Source organism: Sedimentitalea sp. (assembly GCF_039973035.1).
Lineage (GTDB): Bacteria > Pseudomonadota > Alphaproteobacteria > Rhodobacterales > Rhodobacteraceae > Sedimentitalea.
In genome coordinates this window covers 400,984-416,581 of the sequence record NZ_JBDWLR010000042.1, presented here as the reverse complement: position 1 = coordinate 416,581, position 15,598 = coordinate 400,984, and the positions used below count along the sequence as shown (strand labels likewise).

At 58.8% G+C, this 15,598-nt stretch carries 17 protein-coding genes and 1 other RNA gene; 3 read left to right on the top strand and 15 right to left on the bottom strand.

Annotated features, from left to right (window positions below; all coding sequences use genetic code 11):
• Positions 1–88 precede the first annotated feature (88 nt).
• Positions 89–463 carry a VOC family protein gene (locus ABJO75_RS10685; RefSeq protein ID WP_348130073.1) on the top strand — a complete coding sequence of 125 codons (375 nt, stop codon included), beginning with the start codon at positions 89–91 and terminating at the stop codon, positions 461–463.
• A 57-nt stretch (positions 464–520) separates the two neighbouring features.
• Here ABJO75_RS10685 and ABJO75_RS10680 read toward each other — a convergent pair whose 3' ends face one another.
• From ABJO75_RS10680 to ABJO75_RS10650, 7 genes are all read right to left on the bottom strand, one after another.
• Positions 521–2,155 (bottom strand): BCCT family transporter, encoded by a 1,635-nt coding sequence (locus tag ABJO75_RS10680; RefSeq protein ID WP_348130070.1) that lies wholly within the window; start codon positions 2,153–2,155, stop codon positions 521–523.
• A gap of 51 nt (positions 2,156–2,206) precedes the next feature.
• Positions 2,207–2,626 (bottom strand): universal stress protein, encoded by a 420-nt coding sequence (locus ABJO75_RS10675; RefSeq protein ID WP_348130067.1) that lies wholly within the window; start codon positions 2,624–2,626, stop codon positions 2,207–2,209.
• A 247-nt stretch (positions 2,627–2,873) separates the two neighbouring features.
• Positions 2,874–3,866, bottom strand: coding sequence for an acryloyl-CoA reductase (acuI, locus tag ABJO75_RS10670; protein WP_348130064.1), 993 nt, complete (start codon positions 3,864–3,866; stop codon positions 2,874–2,876).
• A gap of 111 nt (positions 3,867–3,977) precedes the next feature.
• Positions 3,978–5,087, bottom strand: a complete 1,110-nt coding sequence (locus tag ABJO75_RS10665; protein ID WP_348130472.1) for a dimethylsulfoniopropionate demethylase — start codon at positions 5,085–5,087, stop codon at positions 3,978–3,980.
• Complete coding sequence (locus ABJO75_RS10660) at positions 5,087–5,599, bottom strand: DinB family protein (protein WP_348130061.1); 513 nt, start codon at positions 5,597–5,599, stop codon at positions 5,087–5,089. The genes ABJO75_RS10665 and ABJO75_RS10660 overlap by 1 nt, the downstream gene beginning before the upstream one ends.
• Positions 5,596–6,300, bottom strand: coding sequence for a DUF1326 domain-containing protein (locus ABJO75_RS10655; RefSeq protein WP_348130059.1), 705 nt, complete (start codon positions 6,298–6,300; stop codon positions 5,596–5,598). The genes ABJO75_RS10660 and ABJO75_RS10655 overlap by 4 nt, the downstream gene beginning before the upstream one ends.
• Before the next feature lie 4 nt (positions 6,301–6,304).
• Positions 6,305–7,123 (bottom strand): DUF2182 domain-containing protein, encoded by an 819-nt coding sequence (locus ABJO75_RS10650; protein WP_348130056.1) that lies wholly within the window; start codon positions 7,121–7,123, stop codon positions 6,305–6,307.
• A gap of 55 nt (positions 7,124–7,178) precedes the next feature.
• On the opposite strand from ABJO75_RS10650, the gene ABJO75_RS10645 reads away from it, so the two are divergent.
• Complete coding sequence (locus ABJO75_RS10645; protein ID WP_348130053.1) at positions 7,179–7,916, top strand: FCD domain-containing protein; 738 nt, start codon at positions 7,179–7,181, stop codon at positions 7,914–7,916.
• A 58-nt stretch (positions 7,917–7,974) separates the two neighbouring features.
• Positions 7,975–8,322: a transfer-messenger RNA gene (gene ssrA, locus ABJO75_RS10640) on the top strand.
• A gap of 223 nt (positions 8,323–8,545) precedes the next feature.
• Here ssrA and ABJO75_RS10635 read toward each other — a convergent pair.
• From ABJO75_RS10635 to ABJO75_RS10600, 8 genes are all read right to left on the bottom strand, one after another.
• Positions 8,546–9,322 carry an enoyl-CoA hydratase-related protein gene (locus ABJO75_RS10635; RefSeq protein WP_348130051.1) on the bottom strand — a complete coding sequence of 259 codons (777 nt, stop codon included), beginning with the start codon at positions 9,320–9,322 and terminating at the stop codon, positions 8,546–8,548.
• Positions 9,323–9,391: 69 nt separating this feature from the next.
• Positions 9,392–9,847 (bottom strand): cytochrome c-type biogenesis protein, encoded by a 456-nt coding sequence (locus tag ABJO75_RS10630; protein ID WP_348130048.1) that lies wholly within the window; start codon positions 9,845–9,847, stop codon positions 9,392–9,394.
• Positions 9,844–11,811 (bottom strand): heme lyase CcmF/NrfE family subunit, encoded by a 1,968-nt coding sequence (locus tag ABJO75_RS10625; RefSeq protein ID WP_348130045.1) that lies wholly within the window; start codon positions 11,809–11,811, stop codon positions 9,844–9,846. The genes ABJO75_RS10630 and ABJO75_RS10625 overlap by 4 nt, the downstream gene beginning before the upstream one ends.
• Before the next feature lie 76 nt (positions 11,812–11,887).
• A complete protein-coding gene (locus tag ABJO75_RS10620) occupies positions 11,888–12,466 on the bottom strand; it encodes a holin family protein (protein ID WP_348130042.1) in 579 nt (192 codons plus the stop codon).
• A complete protein-coding gene (locus ABJO75_RS10615) occupies positions 12,457–13,068 on the bottom strand; it encodes a holin-associated N-acetylmuramidase (RefSeq protein ID WP_348130040.1) in 612 nt (203 codons plus the stop codon). The genes ABJO75_RS10620 and ABJO75_RS10615 overlap by 10 nt, the downstream gene beginning before the upstream one ends.
• A gap of 112 nt (positions 13,069–13,180) precedes the next feature.
• Positions 13,181–13,627, bottom strand: a complete 447-nt coding sequence (ccmE, locus tag ABJO75_RS10610; protein ID WP_348130037.1) for a cytochrome c maturation protein CcmE — start codon at positions 13,625–13,627, stop codon at positions 13,181–13,183.
• A 35-nt stretch (positions 13,628–13,662) separates the two neighbouring features.
• Entirely contained in the window at positions 13,663–14,691 is a 1,029-nt protein-coding gene (argC, locus tag ABJO75_RS10605; RefSeq protein ID WP_348130034.1) for an N-acetyl-gamma-glutamyl-phosphate reductase, read from the bottom strand.
• 97 nt (positions 14,692–14,788) lie between these two features.
• Entirely contained in the window at positions 14,789–15,598 is an 810-nt protein-coding gene (locus ABJO75_RS10600) for an aspartate/glutamate racemase family protein (RefSeq protein ID WP_348130469.1), read from the bottom strand.

Here is a 15,598-nt window from a genome sequence, read left to right as displayed (position 1 = left end):
ACCGCAGAGGTCAAGCGTCAGCGCTGATGACAAAAACTGTCAACAGTCCCTGCTATCGATGATCCATTCCAACCCGAAAGGACACACCATGAGCGACCTGCCACAAAATGCCCTCGTATGGGCCGAGATCCCGGTCTCGGATCTGGATAAGGCAATTGCCTTTTATTCGGCGGTGACCGGCGGCAGCCTGAACCGAAATGAATCCGGGCCGAATCCAATTGCGGATTTTCAGACGCGGGACAATGGCGTCGCGCTGCATCTCTATCCCGGCAAGCCCGCCGAAGATGGCCGAGGCTCAACACTGCATCTGGCCAGTTCCGGAACGCTGGAAGAAACGATGGATCGGGTAAATGACGCAGGCGGCAATGTCGTATCACCCATCATCGACATCCCGCCGGGCCGGTTCTTTTATGCGACGGATCCGGACGGCAACTCGTTGGGTTTTTTCAGACCCCGGTCCTGAAAAAGGGCAAACGCCCCGGCTGATTGGCCGGGGCGTTTCAAAACCATAGGAGTCTCTCTAGCGTGGTTCGCTTGCAAGACCCTTGATGATCGCCCAGCACATGAGCAACAGAACGACAGTAAAGGGCAGCCCGGTTGAGATCACCATCGCCTGTAGCGCACCCAGTCCACCGCCAAGCAGCAGCACGATCGCTACGGCCCCTTCAAAGATGCACCAGAACACCCGCTGTGGCACCGGCGCATCGACCTTGCCGCCTGCCGTGATCGTGTCGATCACCAGCGAGCCTGAATCCGACGACGTGACAAAAAACACCACAACAAGGACGATCCCGACAAATGACGTGATCGAGGCCAGAGGCAATTCGCCAAGCATCTTGAACAGCTTGAGTTCAAGCGTTGCGTCCTGCGCGCCCGTAAACCCGTCGGCGACGACCTGATGAATTGCAGTGCCGCCAAAAACGCTCATCCACAGCACACAGACCAGACTAGGGATCAGCAGCACGCAGATCACGAACTCGCGCACGCTGCGGCCCCGGCTGACGCGGGCGATGAACATGCCGACAAAAGGTGACCAACTGATCCACCAGGCCCAGTAAAACGCCGTCCAGCCTTGGCTAAAGTTGACATCCTCGCGCCCAAAAGGATTGGCCAACGCAGGCAGATACTCTGCATAGGCGAGGAGACTGTCGGCAAATCCCGTCAGGATCGCCACGGTCGGTCCCACGAGAAGCACAAAGATCAGCAGGACAAATGCCAGCCCCATGTTGATTTCTGAGAGGATCTTGACGCCGCCATCCAGACCGCGCACCACCGAAATCAGCGCCACCGCCGTAATCGCCGTGATCAGCACAACCTCGGTCGTTGATCCGATTGGAATACCGAACAATTCATTCAGACCCGCATTGGCCTGTGTCGCGCCAAATCCCAATGAGGTCGCGAGTCCGAACAAGGTGGCAAACACCGCCAGTGTATCGATGATATGGCCGGTCCAGCCCCAGACCCGTTCGCCAAAGATCGGATAGAACGCCGACCGGATCGTCAGCGGCAAGCCCTTGTTGTAAGTGAACAAGGCCAACGACAACGCAACGATCGCATAGATTGCCCAAGGGTGCAGACCCCAGTGAAAGATCGTCGCGGCCATACCCAACCGCACTGACGCCGCCTCGTCACCTGCCGCAGCGCCCAAGGGCGCCCAATCGGTCCGAACTCCGCCCTCGGACGCGACGCCTCCGAAGGACGTCGAGAAATGGCTCATCGGTTCGCTGACACCATAGAACATCAACCCAATGCCCATACCGGCGGCAAACAGCATCGCGAACCAACCGATGTAGGAATAATCAGGTTGTGCGTCCGCTCCCCCCAGCCGAACGCTGCCCCAGGGCGACACGATCAGGAACAGGCAAAACAGGACAAAGACATCAGCCGAGGCCAGAAAGAACCAGTCAAAGGTCGAGGTCACCGCCGGACGCAGCCACCCAAACAGCGCCGCCGAATGTTCTGGCATGACGAGTGCATAAAGGACAAAGGCGACGATCGACATGCCCGAGACCAGAAACACCGGGTTGTGAATGTCAAACCCGATCGGCCCGACAGCGCCCTCTACGTTATCCTGTCCAATTTCGTATTCTGTATCAATGACCTCTGCGGCACCTTCTGGTTCCGGTATGCCTTGATTGGCTGTCTCATCGCTCATGGCGAACTCCCGTGTAATTGCTTTTGTGTTCGATAAAACGACGTGTCGCCGTCATTCTGGGCGCACGACCATTACCGAGACTTCGGCATGCTTCGCCATGCGGCCACCGTGAGACGGAAACAAGTAGTCGGCAATGCCCGGAACGTGACTGGCCATGACAACCAGATCGGCGCCAAGTTCTTCGCGTGCCTTTAGTAGCGAGCGATCCAGATCGACTGCCGGATCGTGGCTGACGACGCTGTGCGAAGTTGCCTTTACACCATATGTTTCGGCCTCGCTCTGCGCGAACGCCTCGAGCTTTGCAGCGAATTCCTGCGGATTATGCGCCGCCGGACCCGGTGTCGGTGCGGTAATAGCGACAAAGCACAGTTCGGCATTGTAAAGTCCGGCCAACTCGGCCGCCACCTTCAGTGCGCGACCCAGATGTGCCACGTGGGCCAGATCGACTGGCACCATGATCTTGGAGAACACGAGAGACCCCTTTTCCTGTAGTTGCACGTTCCGCAAGAACCAAGCGGACCATGCGTGTTTGCCCGAGCAGATATCGGAGATGTCCGGCCTCGCTGGGCCAGCTTGTCAGGACTCACGGTAATGCGAACACATCAGGACTTGCAACCACTCGCGACCAATCGTCCACCGGTTGCGACGATGGACTGATATCTCCGGCGAGTGTGCACCCGCCAGAAATCCGTTCAAACAGAATGTACTGCGTGCCTGCTCAGGCGTTTACGTCTACCACAACGCGGCCCTTTACCTGGCCCTGCAGGATATCCGATCCCAACTGTGGCAGATCACCCAGCGTTGCTGGCTGCACCATCGCTTCCAGCTTGTCCATCGGCAGATCGCTCGCAATCCGCTGCCACGCGCGCAGACGGTTATCGTAGGGCTGCATCACGCTGTCGATGCCCAGCAGATTCACGCCCCGCAGCAGGAACGGAATCACCGTCGCCGGCAACCCCGCGCCCCCGGCAAGACCGACGGCAGCAACAGAGGCTCCGTATTTCATCTGGCCAAGCACCCGTGCCAACATCGCACCACCAACGGCATCAACACAGCCAGCCCAGGTCTCGCCTTCCAGCGGACGCTTGATGGTTTCGTTGATCTCTTCTCGCGCAACAATCTGGCTTGCGCCAAGCGATTTCAGATAGTCTGCTGTTTCGGGTCGCCCGGTCACACCGGCCACTTCATAGCCAAGTCCGGCGAGGATCGCCGTCGCGACAGACCCAACCCCGCCCGCAGCGCCGGTCACCAAGACCGGCCCGTGACCGGTTTCCAATCCATGATCCACCAGCGCCATCACCGCCAGCATCGCCGTAAACCCGGCCGTTCCGACTGCCATCGCCGTCCGTGTGTTCAGCCCGTCCGGCAGCGGCACCAGCCAATCCGCATTCACGCGCGCCTTCTGGGAATAACCGCCCCAATGCGCCTCGCCCACACGCCAACCGGTCAAAACCACCTTGTCACCTGCCTTGTAACGGTCATCCGATGACTCTTCGACGGTCCCGGCAAAATCAATGCCAGGCACATGCGGGTATTTGCGCACCAAACCGCCGCCCGGCCCGATACAAAGACCATCTTTGTAGTTCACAGTGGAGTATTCCACTGCCACCGTCACATCACCATGCGGAAGATCATCCAGACCAATCTGCGTGACCGCAGCACTCGTCTTACCGCTCTCTTCGTCCTTGTTCACAACCAATGCGTTAAACATCTCAAACTCCTTCATGTTGCGGCCACGCGTCCTGCGCGACCAGGCTTGTCTCTGCTGATTTCAGCTTTGTGAAAATACTCCCGCCGGAGGCATCCGACCTTCCCGTACACGCTAGAGCCAGAATGTCTCGCGCACGATTGCTCCGCGTGTTCCATCCGGTGTGACAACCTCGACCTCGGTATCCGGCTCCCAATGAGTCATGCGAACCATCCCGATGGCAACGTTGGTGTCAAAATCGGGGCTCCACGCGGCGGAACTTATCCGCCCGACGGGTTTGCCCTTTGCCGTCAGCAGCCACCAGCGATCACATGCCGGCACCGGCGGCCCGTCGATCGCAATAGCGCGAACCTGCTGAACCGGGCCTTCCTTGGCGACCCGCAATAACGCGTCCCGCCCAATGCAACCAATCGCCGTATGCGTGTTGCAAAACTTGCCCAATCCACATTCATGCGGCGTGTTGTCGTCGTTCATGTCATTGCCATAACTCAGCAACCCGCCTTCGATACGCTCGATCAGGTTCGGACAGCCCGCATGCACATCCAGCGACTTGCCTGCCTCCATCAGCGCATGCCACAGCGGCATGCCGATATCGCCGCCTTCGACATAAATCTCAAACCCGCCCTGCTTGGAATAGCCCGAGCGCGCGATCACCATGTCACGCCCCTGAAAATCAAAAATTCCGAAACGAAAGAACCGGATGTCGCGCACGGAATCACCAAAAACCTGCGCCATAAGATCATCGGCCCTCGGCCCCTGTATCGCCAATGGAGAGATGTCGGGTTCGTCCACCAGAACATCCAGTCGCCAACCGATGGCCGTCGCCCGGACCCAATACAGAAGATCGCTGTCGGCGATGGATATCCACCACCGATCCTCGGCCAGCTTGACTGCAACCGGATCATTCAACATGCCGCCGGTCTCATCAACGATCGGCACATAGTAACACTGCCCCGGCGTCATCCCACGCAGATCTCGCGGCGTCAGCATCTGCATCAATCGTCCGGCATCCGGACCGCGCAGTTCGACCTGCCGTTCGCAGGCCACATCCCAGATCTGTACCGCCTCCTTGAGATGGCGATAGTCCTCGTGCAGGCTGCGAAACATCGTCGGGATCAGCATATGATTATAGACCGAGTAGGCCTTGACCCCGGCAGCCTCGACTCCGTCAGAAAACGGCGTCCTGCGCAGCCTGCGCGACAGGGACAGCACCGGAGCCGCCATCATGCATCCTCCTCTGGCATGAAGATCAGATCGCTGACCGGCGCAGTCAATCCCGCCCCTGTCATCATCGCATGTACCTGACCACGATGATGGGTTTGGTGGTTGAACATGTGGACGACACAATGCGCCAATGGCTTTCTCATCTCGCGCCCGGACATCCCGGAAAACCAGACCAGATCGCCCTGCAGATCGACATTGTCCAGCGCCTCTGCCCACAACCGAATGCGCCCGTCCATCCGGAACCGTTCGGCCTCCCAGGCACCCAGCGTCGGAACGAGGGTTGTGCTTTTGTCACCGGCCACTTCTGGCGCGCTTCCACCATCAAATCGAGACATCCAGATATGGTCGCCCCACAACAGATGGCTCAGTGTGGCAAGGATTGAGCCAAAGAATGCCCCCCGGTCACGTGTCAATTCGTCCGGGTCAACATCGCGCAGCAGATCATACACCTGTCGGTTCTGCCAGGTGTTGTACCGCGCCATCATCACGCAATACTGACGGCCGATCTTCATTTGGGGCCGTGCCAGTCAATCGGGCACACTTCGGCCGATTTCCCGCCAAAATCCCAGACCCGACCATAATCACGCACCTTGGATTTCAGACCGCGCGCCACGATGATATCCGGCCCCATCCAGTATTTGCTGTTGGTCACCATGACGGGATGATCCGAATCCTTCCCTTCGAGCATTTCGACCTCGCCCCGAATCTTGCGTCCGATGGCAATACGGCGCCGGTTTCCATCACGGTCGATCTGCACCGGTGCACGTTCTGCCCCGATGATTTCGCTCACCAACATGGTGAACAACCCCGTTGTACCGCCTGCGGCACCGCTGAAGATTTGCAAGAGGCCGTTGTAGGCTTTGCCACTGGCACGTTCGTCGACATAGGCGGCCACCTTCCATTGCCCCTCGCCCATGCGGCCCGGAATGTCGACCAGCAGGCCGACATTCAGACCCGACAGGTCTTCGCCCTCGTAGTGGCCCTCGTCAATGATGATACCCATCCAGGCATGACAGTGCCCCTCGGTCGGAGGATGTGCGCCCAGCGAGACCACACAAGGGCAGAATACGTCACAGGAACAGTTCAGGATGAGCTCGCCTTTGATCGCCCATTCCGTCGGCGTCATCTGGCGCCGTTTCGGGTTTGGCATTCGGCTGTCGATTCTCTGACTGATTGGCAGCCGGTCCGCATCCGGTCGCTTGTTTGTCGCCATGTCTTTATCCTCCAACAAACCAGGGCCAACCGATCACCGCGATGCCCGCGGCAACCAATAGGAACCCCATTGGCTTTGTTACATAGTGTCCAATTTGCGGTAGCTTTTCCACCACCATGAAGAGTGTCGCCAGCCCCATCCAGAGCAGGCTCATCACGCCGCCCACAAACCCGAGCGCCATGAAGCCCCAACAGCAGCCAACGCAATAGGCCCCCAATCCGAGTCCCATCCGCAGGCCTCCGGAGAACCCGGTCCGCCAATGGCCCAGAAAATAGGTCATCGGGCTGTGGCAAACACCGTGGCAGACCTCCTTTGTTCGCGTGAACTGGAACAGTCCGACCATGATCAGTAGGCCCCCCGCCAGAAACGGAGAGGTCGCGATCCCGAGCATGTCGATGGCGCCCCCGAACAGCAGCGCCAGTTGTACCACCGCGATGATCGCCGCAAAGCCAATCCAGACGATCAGATAGCCCGATGTCACGCCCAGCCATCCAGCCCGGCCGCCATCAGCGCTTGTGATCAGGTCGTCATAGCTCTGCAGCGTCGGTACCAGCGTCGGCAGCATCATCGCCGCCATCATCACCGCCCACATCCAGAACAGCGGCCAGAAATTCGCCATCGGCATATACATGTCCATGCGCGGGTCCATCCCGCGCATGGATTCGCCCATGGGTCCCGGTTGCCCGATCAGATCGAGGTCCATCCCAACGGCCATCGAATAGAGCACCCACCACGCCCAGAGGATCGCGGCGAAAAAACCCAGCCAAAGAACATTGCGAAGCATGGCCACAGGCACGGCATCCTCCCAGTCTGCCCGACTCATCTCTTGCCTTTTAAATGTCAGACTTTTAAATGTCAGACAAATGAAAAGTTCACCGATGCAAATTGACCCCAACAGCAATGCGGACCTCTCAGCGCAAATCGCAACTTCCATTCGCGACGCGATCATGGCGGGTGAATTGATCGTGGATGAACGCCTGCCATCGGAAGCCGAACTTGCCGATCATTTCGCCGTATCTCGCCCGACGGTGCGCGAAGCGCTGAAACGGCTGGCGGCACAATCGCTGATCCGCACGCAACGGGGCGCATCGGGCGGCGCATTCGTCAATCGTCTCAGCTATCTGGATGCCTATTCCCAGCAGATCACCACCTCGACCCTGCTCCTGTCGATGAACGCAGTCAGCTTTGAAACCGCTTGCGAAGCGCGTTACGCGATGGAACGCGCTTGTGCCGCGCTGTCTGCCGCCCGCCGCAGCGCGGACCATCTGGCAACGATGCGTGCCGAGATTTTCAGGCAAGGCCAACCCGGCCTGACAGACGAGGCATTCTGCGCCTCTGACGTGGCATTCCACCGGGCGTTGGTCGATGGGGCCGGCAATCCGGTGCTGTCCTATCAGCTCGCCGGCGCGGTCGAGGCAATGCAGCCCTTGATGAACATGATCACCTTTACCGCCCGTTCGCGCGAGGCCATCGTCAAGCTTCACACCGACATTGCCAATGCCATCGAATCGCAGGACGGACCTGCGGCAAGCGCCGCGCTCGCCGCACTTGAGATCGAAACGCTCACACTTGCGCAAAACGTCTTTGCCGCGCGCGCCAAGCCGCAAGAGGAATGACGCAAGCGGCGTTCTGATCAACTACAGAATGCAAGTTTGTGCTCACAACCACACAGCGCCAATTGCAACCCCGGACTTCCCTGTCTATATTGTGGCTGTCCTTCGGGACTATGGACATAAACGCGCTCGTAATAAGCGGATCGGACCCGGGGGCGGTACCCGGCGGCTCCACCAAACATCCTTCATTTGAGGATCTTGGGGCCGAAATAGGATCGACGAACGTCTAAAGGGGTTAGCTTTGTCTCGGCTGTCTGCCACCGTTACCGGCGAAACAAGTACAATTGCAAATGACAATCGTGCTCCGGTTGCCGTTGCTGCGTAAGCAGTAACAGTACCGAAACTTAAGTCCTTGCGCCTAGCAGTGTAAGGCGGGGTTCGCAGGCACCTGGCAACAGAAGCCTGCACTTTCATTCCAGTCGCGAACCCTCTGAAATACAGAGTTTCTGTTTGCCCCTTTGAGTGGCTATCGAACTACCTGCCACCGTTTTTCACGGTACTCGCTCAAATCCGCGGTTCACGACATTCGCGCGAGTCCCATGAGGCAAAGCGCCCTTCAGAGCCGGGTACTAACTCCGCTCCCGGTTCAACGCCTTGCGCATTCGAGTCGCCGCAGACGCATAGAGAGGACGCTACCGACCTTCGAATTTTGCCGGGCGCTTTTCCATGAAGGCCAGCACGCCCTCGCGGAAATCGCGGGACTTTCCGCATTGCCCTTGCAAATGCGCTTCGGTTTCGAGCTGCTCTGGCAATGACTTGCCAAAACTGCCGCGTATCGCCTGTTTGATCGCGCCATAGGCCATGGTCGGTCCTGACGCCAACTGTGTGGCCCGCGCCTTCCAATGTGCCTCGAACGCGTCATCCGCTACGGCTTCCCAGATCAAGCCCCAGTCATCGGCCTGGCGCGCGCTGATCTTGTCAGCAAACAATGCCGCCCCCATCGCCTTGGCGAACCCCATCTGCCGCGGCATGAACCAGGTTCCGCCTGCATCCGGCAATAGCCCGATCCGGGCAAAGGCCTGCAGAAAGTAAGCGCTCTCAGTGGCGATCACGATATCTGCGGCCAGCGCAAGGTTGGCCCCTGCGCCTGCTGCCGGCCCGTTCACCGCGGCAATCGTCGGCACCGGACAATCATATATCGCTTCCAGCATCGGCGCATATTCATCCCGCAGGGTCCGTTCCAGATCAACCTGCGTCGCATCGCCGGAATCACCGAGGTCCTGCCCGGTGCAAAACGCGCGCCCTGCCCCGGTCAGCACGATCACCCGTGCCGAACCCGCCATATCGCGCATCGCGTGGTTGATCTCGGCTCGCATCTGTCCGGTCAGCGAATTCATCTTGTCCGGCCGGTTCAGCGTCAGAACGCCCAGCCCATCCGTGATTTCGACCGTGATTGTCTGATAGTCCATCGCGCCCTCGTCTGACTGTTCGGCGGCAGACTGACGCAACCCGTTCCTCATGAAAAGAGGAACCCTGCGTTATTCGTCGAGAATTCGGCGCAGCCGTTCCTGCTCCTCGTCACTCAACGCGGCCTCTTGCGTCCCGGTGGCGTGCGCTCGTTTGCGCAGGTATCCGGCACCGATCCCCCCAGCAAGCAAGAGCATCAGCGGTCCCGCCGCCCACAGCACCCAGTTGGAGCCACCCATGGTCGGACGCAGCAGGACATATTCGCCGTAACGGTCGACGATGAATGTAATGGCCTCATCATCGCTGTCACCGGCCACCAACCGCTCGCGCACCAACAAACGCAGATCGCGCGCCAGATCGGCATTGCTTTCGTCGATGCTCTCGTTGCGGCAGACGAGACAGCGCAACTCCTTGCTCAGCTCTCGTGCCCGTTCTTCCAGAACCGGATCATCAAGGACTTCGTCAGGCTGTACGGCAAAAACCGCCGAGGCGCAGAACAGGAATGCAATGGCAACACGCAAGATCATTCTGCTGGAATCCCCTGCGCCTTGAGGCGTCGCGCACCGGCTGCCACCCTGAAACGACGATCTGACAGGCTAAGCGCCCCGCCAAGTGCCATCAGCAAACAACCACCCCAAATCCAGTTGGTAAAGGGCTTGATATAGACCCGCATGATCCAACCACCATCGGCCTGCTTATCACCGAGAACCACGTAAACATCACGCATGAACCGATAGTCGATTGCCGCCTCGGTCGTGGGCATGCGTGCCACCGGATATTGACGCTTTTCCGGGTGCAACTGCGCCAACTCTCGACCATCCCTCGTGAGGGACACGTTTCCGGTCGTACTGAAATAGTTTGGCCCGGTCGTCTCAGCCACATCGTGCAGAGTCAGAGTGTAGGCACCGACATCGTAGGGTTCACCCATAGCAACAACACGAATGTCTTCCTCTTCCCAAGCGGTCAGCCCGGCAATCGCGAACATCGTGATGCCCAGCCCGGCATGGGCGCAGGCCTTGCCCCAATCCGCCCGTGGCAACCTGCGCAACCGACCAAACCTGTCATTCCCGCGCCCGGTACGTGACCACAGGTCGATCAGCGCACCAAACACCATCCATGCACCGAGGAACAAGCCAACCGGACCCAAGGCACTGCGCCCGGACTGCATTGCCCAGACCAACATGCCAAGCGCCACCGCCAGTATGAACGCACCGCGCAGTGGGCGGATCGCCCGACCAATGCGCCCACGTTTCCACGGCAGCATCGCACCAATCGGCATGATCAGCCCCAGCAGCACCATGAACGGGGTAAAGGCAAGATTAAAGAAAGGCGGCCCGACGCTCAGCTTACGGCCAAAGAACATCTCGGCGATCATCGGCCACATCGTGCCGGTGAACACCACGAAACACGCCACGGCTAGAATCACATTGTTCGCGACAAGCGCACTTTCCCGGCTGACGATTCCAAACACGCCTTTGGCCTCAAGCGCACCTGCACGCATCGCAAACAGCGTCAGCGCGCCTCCGGTAAACACGACGAGGATCATCAGGATAAAGACCCCACGTTCAGGGTCATTGGCAAAGGCATGGACACTGGTCAGCAGCCCCGAGCGCACAATAAACGTCCCGATCAGGGAAAAGCCAAAGGCAAGGATCGCCAGCAGGATCGTCCAGCTCTTCAGGCTTTCTCGCTTTTCCACAACAATCGCGGAATGCAACAAGGCCGCCGCCAGCAACCACGGCATGAACGAGGCGTTTTCGACCGGATCCCAAAACCAGAACCCGCCCCAACCCAGCTCGTAATAGGCCCACCAAGAACCGAGCGCGATGCCAATGGTCAGAAATATCCACGCCGCAAGCGTCCAAGGGCGAACCCAACGTCCCCACGCGGCATCGACACGGCCCTCAATCAGCGCCGCCACCGCAAAGGAAAATGCCATGCTCAGCCCAACATACCCCAGATAGAGGAATGGCGGGTGAAAGGCCAAACCCGGATCCTGCAACAGCGGATTCAGATCCTGCCCGTCAAACGGCGGTACCGCAAGGCGCAGGAAAGGATTGGACGTGAACAGAATGAACGCAAAGAACGCCACCGCGATCGCCGCCTGAACGCTGAGCACCCGCGCCTTGAGCGACGGCGGAAGCCCTCCGCCAAACCATGCCGCCATCGCACCAAACAAGGTGACGATCAGCACCCAGAGCAACATTGACCCTTCGTGATTTCCCCACGTTCCGCTGATCTTGTAGAGCATTGGCTTTGCCGAATGGCTATTCTCCACGACCAGTTTCAGGCTGAAATCAGACGTCACAAAGGCCCAGGTCAGCGCACAAAAGGAAAACGCAGTCAGCATGAACTGCACAGTGGCTGCAGGCTCGGCCAATGCCATCCAACCGGGCCAACGATTATGGGCCCCGACTAGGGGCACCACCATCTGAACAATTGCAACCATAAAGGCGAGGATCAGGGCGAAATGGCCAAGTTCTGTAATCATGCCGAAAGGTATAGGCCCCCGTCGGCGGAGGGCCAATGCTTTTCGACGGCCAACAAGGATCACATTGTCGCAAGCCTCATGCCAGTCGACGCGCCTTCCATTCCTCTAACGCAGGATTGTCTCCGGGATGCAGTACCGCGACACACAGATTCGCGTCCGGTCCCGGGTCGGCGGCACCGGGGCTGTCCGCCCGCATCCGCTCCAGCTTGCCGATGTTCTCGATCACCTGCGGCACGCGCGACATCGTAGTCGCGACCTCGCGCTGAAAATGTTGCGCTTTCATCTGGTGACGCGCACCAAAGTAGAACGACACGATGACGCCCAGCAACCACCACAGCGGTTCCGGCACCAGCGCAATCCCCTGCATCCGCGCCGCAAACCACAAAGGATCAATCATTGCAGTTATGAACAGGCCAAGCGTCCCAAGAGCCAATGCCGGTCGCGGCAACCGATTAAGCCCGTCCATAAACCGATCAAACAGCCCGGCCCGTGGCACCGCGAACTCGGCACCGAATTGCTGCATCGCCTGCCCCTGAACGGATGCTGCCCGCTGGGCTCCGGCCTCGGAATTTTCGGTAAAGACTTCGGCCGTCTCGCGGATCACATTTCGCCCGCTCCCAAACACCAGTGTCAGAAATCCCTGAATCAGCCCCATGCCGCCACCCTCTGTTGAAACTGCGCCTGCGAGAGATGAAATTTAGGCGACAGGAACTCTTCGGCGCGTTTGATCCAGCCGCCCTTTCCTCCAGCACGTGTGCGTGCATACTTGCGGCTCGCCACGCGGCTGTCGGCAATCCGGAAATAGTAGTTACGTCGAGCCACGCCATAGGCATCGCGCAATGAGGCAGCATCTGGCGCCGCAGCGTCCCGCACCGCCTTTAATGTCTGTGGCCCGATCGCCCCATCAACGGCAACGGCATACCCCATATCACGCAACATCTGTTGCAAGATCTTAACCGCGTTGCCGCCTGCATTCACATACATGTCAAACAGGCTGGCCTGCAGCGCGGCAGGCATTTCCGCGATCCGGGGTTGTTCAAAATAGTGGGTGATGAAAATGTCGACAGCTTGCGCTCGGCTCAACGCTTGCACATCGCCGACGCCCACCACACCATCCCCGGTCAGGTCCAGCCTCAACCGGCGCATCGTATGGATGGTCACGCCGTACTTTGTCGCGCCTCCCCGATCATCCGGATCATTCACATACCCACCTTCGCGGGCAACGATTTCTTCGGCTATCTGACGTACACTCTGCATGGATGTCTCCCGAACCAACGCCGGAAAATCTCCACAAGAAATGTTAATTCCTGCCAATTACACCGTACGCATCGGTTCTGAACACTTCGCGACCACGGTCAGGACAACGCGTTCAGCTGTCGTTAGGATCCTGATACACGCCTTGTTCCTTCAACGCGTCGACAACCTCTTTGGGCATATAAGTTTCGTCATGTTTCGCAAGAATTTCAGTGGCTTCGAAAACCCCGTTGACGTAATTTCCGGTCCCCACCATCCCTTGGTTCTCGGCAAAAAGATCGGGTAGCACGCCAGAGAACGTGACGGGGACCGACGCGCCCCCATCGGTCACGGAGAACCTGATCACTTCGCCCTGCCCACGTTCAAGCGTGCCTTCCTCGACCAATCCGCCAATGCGAAAGACCTCATTCGGAGCCGGCGGTTCCGCCATAATCTGGCTCGGCGCGCGGAAAAAGTTGATCCCGTCTCGCATCCCGTACCCGATCAAAGCGGTTGCCAACAGCAAAGACACCGCAGCCAATGCGATCACCTGCATTCGGCGTTGTTTTTTCAGGTTTCGCATCTATCGCCCTCCAATATGCGCGTCATGCGCTGAATTCAGGGAAACAGCGGAGCCATCATCAACCCCAAAGTCTCTTCCTCGCCCAGCATCAGGTTGGCGTTTTGCAATGCCTGCCCGCTGCTGCCTTTGGTCAGATTATCCAGTGCCGCGATCACGATTGCCCGCCCTTCGATCCGATCCGCCGCAACGCCGATATGGACAAAGTTCGATCCGCGCACATCATGCGTGCTTGGCGCTTTCCCAAACGGCAGAACTTCAACAAAAGTTTCGTCGCCATAAGCCGCAACAAAGGTCTCGTAGATCACCTGTGCATCGCCTTTGACATAGACCGTCGCAAGAATACCCCGGTTCGCCGGGATCAAGTGCGGCGTGAATTGTACACGCACAGGACGACCTGCCAAGGCACTGAATTCCTGATCAAATTCTCCAAGGTGCCGGTGCGTGCCCCCGACAGCATAGGCATTGTAGCCCTCGCTCAACTCCGCATGCAGCAGGTTTTCCTTCAGGCTCCGCCCTGCGCCGGAAACCGCGCATTTCAGATCGAGGATGATATCATCCAGATCAATGACCCCTGCCGAAATCAATGGCCGCAGTGCGAACTGCCCGGTCGCTGCGTTGCAACCGGTTCCGGCCACCAATCTCGCGGCGCGGATCTCGTCACGGTAGAACTCGCTCAGTCCGTAAACCGCCTCGTCCTGCTGCGCCAAGGCCGCATGAGCGTTGCCATACCATTTCTGATAGTCCGCCGCGTCACGCAGCCGGAAATCAGCGGACAAATCAACGATTTTCAGGTTCTTCGGAAGATCACGAATGACCTCTTGGCTCGTCTTGTGCGGTAAGGCACAGAAACACAGGTCTACGCCGGTAAAATCAATCTCGTCGATCTTGCACAGTGTCGGCAGGTCCATATGGCGCAGGTGTGGAAACACCTCGGCCATCTTCATTCCGGCCTTACGTTCACCGGACAGGGCAACGATTTCCATGTTCGGGTGCCCGGCGATCAACCGGATCAGTTCGGCGCCTGTATATCCGCTGGCACCAAGAATTGCGATTTTGTGGGTCATGTCAGACTTCGTTCATTGATAGTGAATTGAGATGTGCCAGTGCCCTCGGAACGAAGGGAAATCTAGCGGCTGTATCCAGTGCGCGCCTTGACCAAGATCAGGCCGCGTCAAATGTGATCTGTCGTCGCAAGAACTGTGTTGCGCGGTCACTCACACGGCGCGCATCGCCCGTGGTCAGATATCCGGCCGCGCCTGTACCCAGCATATCAGGATGCCGCTCCAGATAGTCTGCGAGACTTTCGGCGACCAGCGTGCCCTGACTGAATACCTGCACGTCGGGACCCAGAGCATCCTGAAACGCCTGCTGCATCAAAGGATAATGCGTACAGCCGAGGATTGCCGCCTGCGGGTGCGGCATCTTGCGCTTCAGTGCATCGACATGACTGCGCACCAAGGCTTCGGCCAGGATCATGTCGCCATCCTCAATGGCATCGACGACCCCGCCACAGGCCTGCGCCTCGACATCGACACCGATTGCGCGAAACGCCAGTTCCCGCTGAAAGGCCCGACTGGCCACGGTCGCGGGGGTAGCAAACAGCGCGACATGCTTGACTGCGACTTCACGCGGCGGAGAATTGTCGCCCCATTGCCGCTCGGTCATGGCCTCAATCAACGGCACAAAGACACCCAGAACCCGTTTGCCCTTGGGCAACCCACCTTCCTGCATCCGCCGCAATGCAGCGGCGCTGGCGGTGTTGCAGGCGAGAATAACCAGATCACAGCCCGCATCCCACAAGCGTTCGACCGCCTTGGTCGTCAGATCATAAACATCATCCGCATCCCGAACCCCATAGGGCGCGTTGGCACTGTCGCCAAGATACAGAAAATCCACATCCGGCAGACGCTTTTGCGCCGCCGCAAGAACGGTCAACCCGCCCAGCCCGGAATCGAAAATACCTACTGCCAT

What these genes read in the sequence shown, in the direction of transcription:
- ABJO75_RS10685 (WP_348130073.1), top strand. Translation starts at nt 89, where the DNA reads ATGAGCGACCTGCCACAAAATGCCCTCGTATGGGCCGAGATCCCGGTC.
- ABJO75_RS10680 (WP_348130070.1), bottom strand. Translation starts at nt 2,155, where the DNA reads ATGAGCGATGAGACAGCCAATCAAGGCATACCGGAACCAGAAGGTGCC.
- acuI (WP_348130064.1), bottom strand. Translation starts at nt 3,866, where the DNA reads ATGTTTAACGCATTGGTTGTGAACAAGGACGAAGAGAGCGGTAAGACG.
- ABJO75_RS10665 (WP_348130472.1), bottom strand. Translation starts at nt 5,087, where the DNA reads ATGGCGGCTCCGGTGCTGTCCCTGTCGCGCAGGCTGCGCAGGACGCCG.
- ABJO75_RS10660 (WP_348130061.1), bottom strand. Translation starts at nt 5,599, where the DNA reads ATGAAGATCGGCCGTCAGTATTGCGTGATGATGGCGCGGTACAACACC.
- ABJO75_RS10655 (WP_348130059.1), bottom strand. Translation starts at nt 6,300, where the DNA reads ATGGCGACAAACAAGCGACCGGATGCGGACCGGCTGCCAATCAGTCAG.
- ABJO75_RS10650 (WP_348130056.1), bottom strand. Translation starts at nt 7,123, where the DNA reads ATGAGTCGGGCAGACTGGGAGGATGCCGTGCCTGTGGCCATGCTTCGC.
- ABJO75_RS10645 (WP_348130053.1), top strand. Translation starts at nt 7,179, where the DNA reads ATGCAAATTGACCCCAACAGCAATGCGGACCTCTCAGCGCAAATCGCA.
- ABJO75_RS10635 (WP_348130051.1), bottom strand. Translation starts at nt 9,322, where the DNA reads ATGGACTATCAGACAATCACGGTCGAAATCACGGATGGGCTGGGCGTT.
- ABJO75_RS10630 (WP_348130048.1), bottom strand. Translation starts at nt 9,847, where the DNA reads ATGATCTTGCGTGTTGCCATTGCATTCCTGTTCTGCGCCTCGGCGGTT.
- ABJO75_RS10625 (WP_348130045.1), bottom strand. Translation starts at nt 11,811, where the DNA reads ATGATTACAGAACTTGGCCATTTCGCCCTGATCCTCGCCTTTATGGTT.
- ABJO75_RS10620 (WP_348130042.1), bottom strand. Translation starts at nt 12,466, where the DNA reads ATGGGGCTGATTCAGGGATTTCTGACACTGGTGTTTGGGAGCGGGCGA.
- ABJO75_RS10615 (WP_348130040.1), bottom strand. Translation starts at nt 13,068, where the DNA reads ATGCAGAGTGTACGTCAGATAGCCGAAGAAATCGTTGCCCGCGAAGGT.
- ccmE (WP_348130037.1), bottom strand. Translation starts at nt 13,627, where the DNA reads ATGCGAAACCTGAAAAAACAACGCCGAATGCAGGTGATCGCATTGGCT.
- argC (WP_348130034.1), bottom strand. Translation starts at nt 14,691, where the DNA reads ATGACCCACAAAATCGCAATTCTTGGTGCCAGCGGATATACAGGCGCC.
- ABJO75_RS10600 (WP_348130469.1), bottom strand. Translation starts at nt 15,598, where the DNA reads ATGGCAGTAGGTATTTTCGATTCCGGGCTGGGCGGGTTGACCGTTCTT.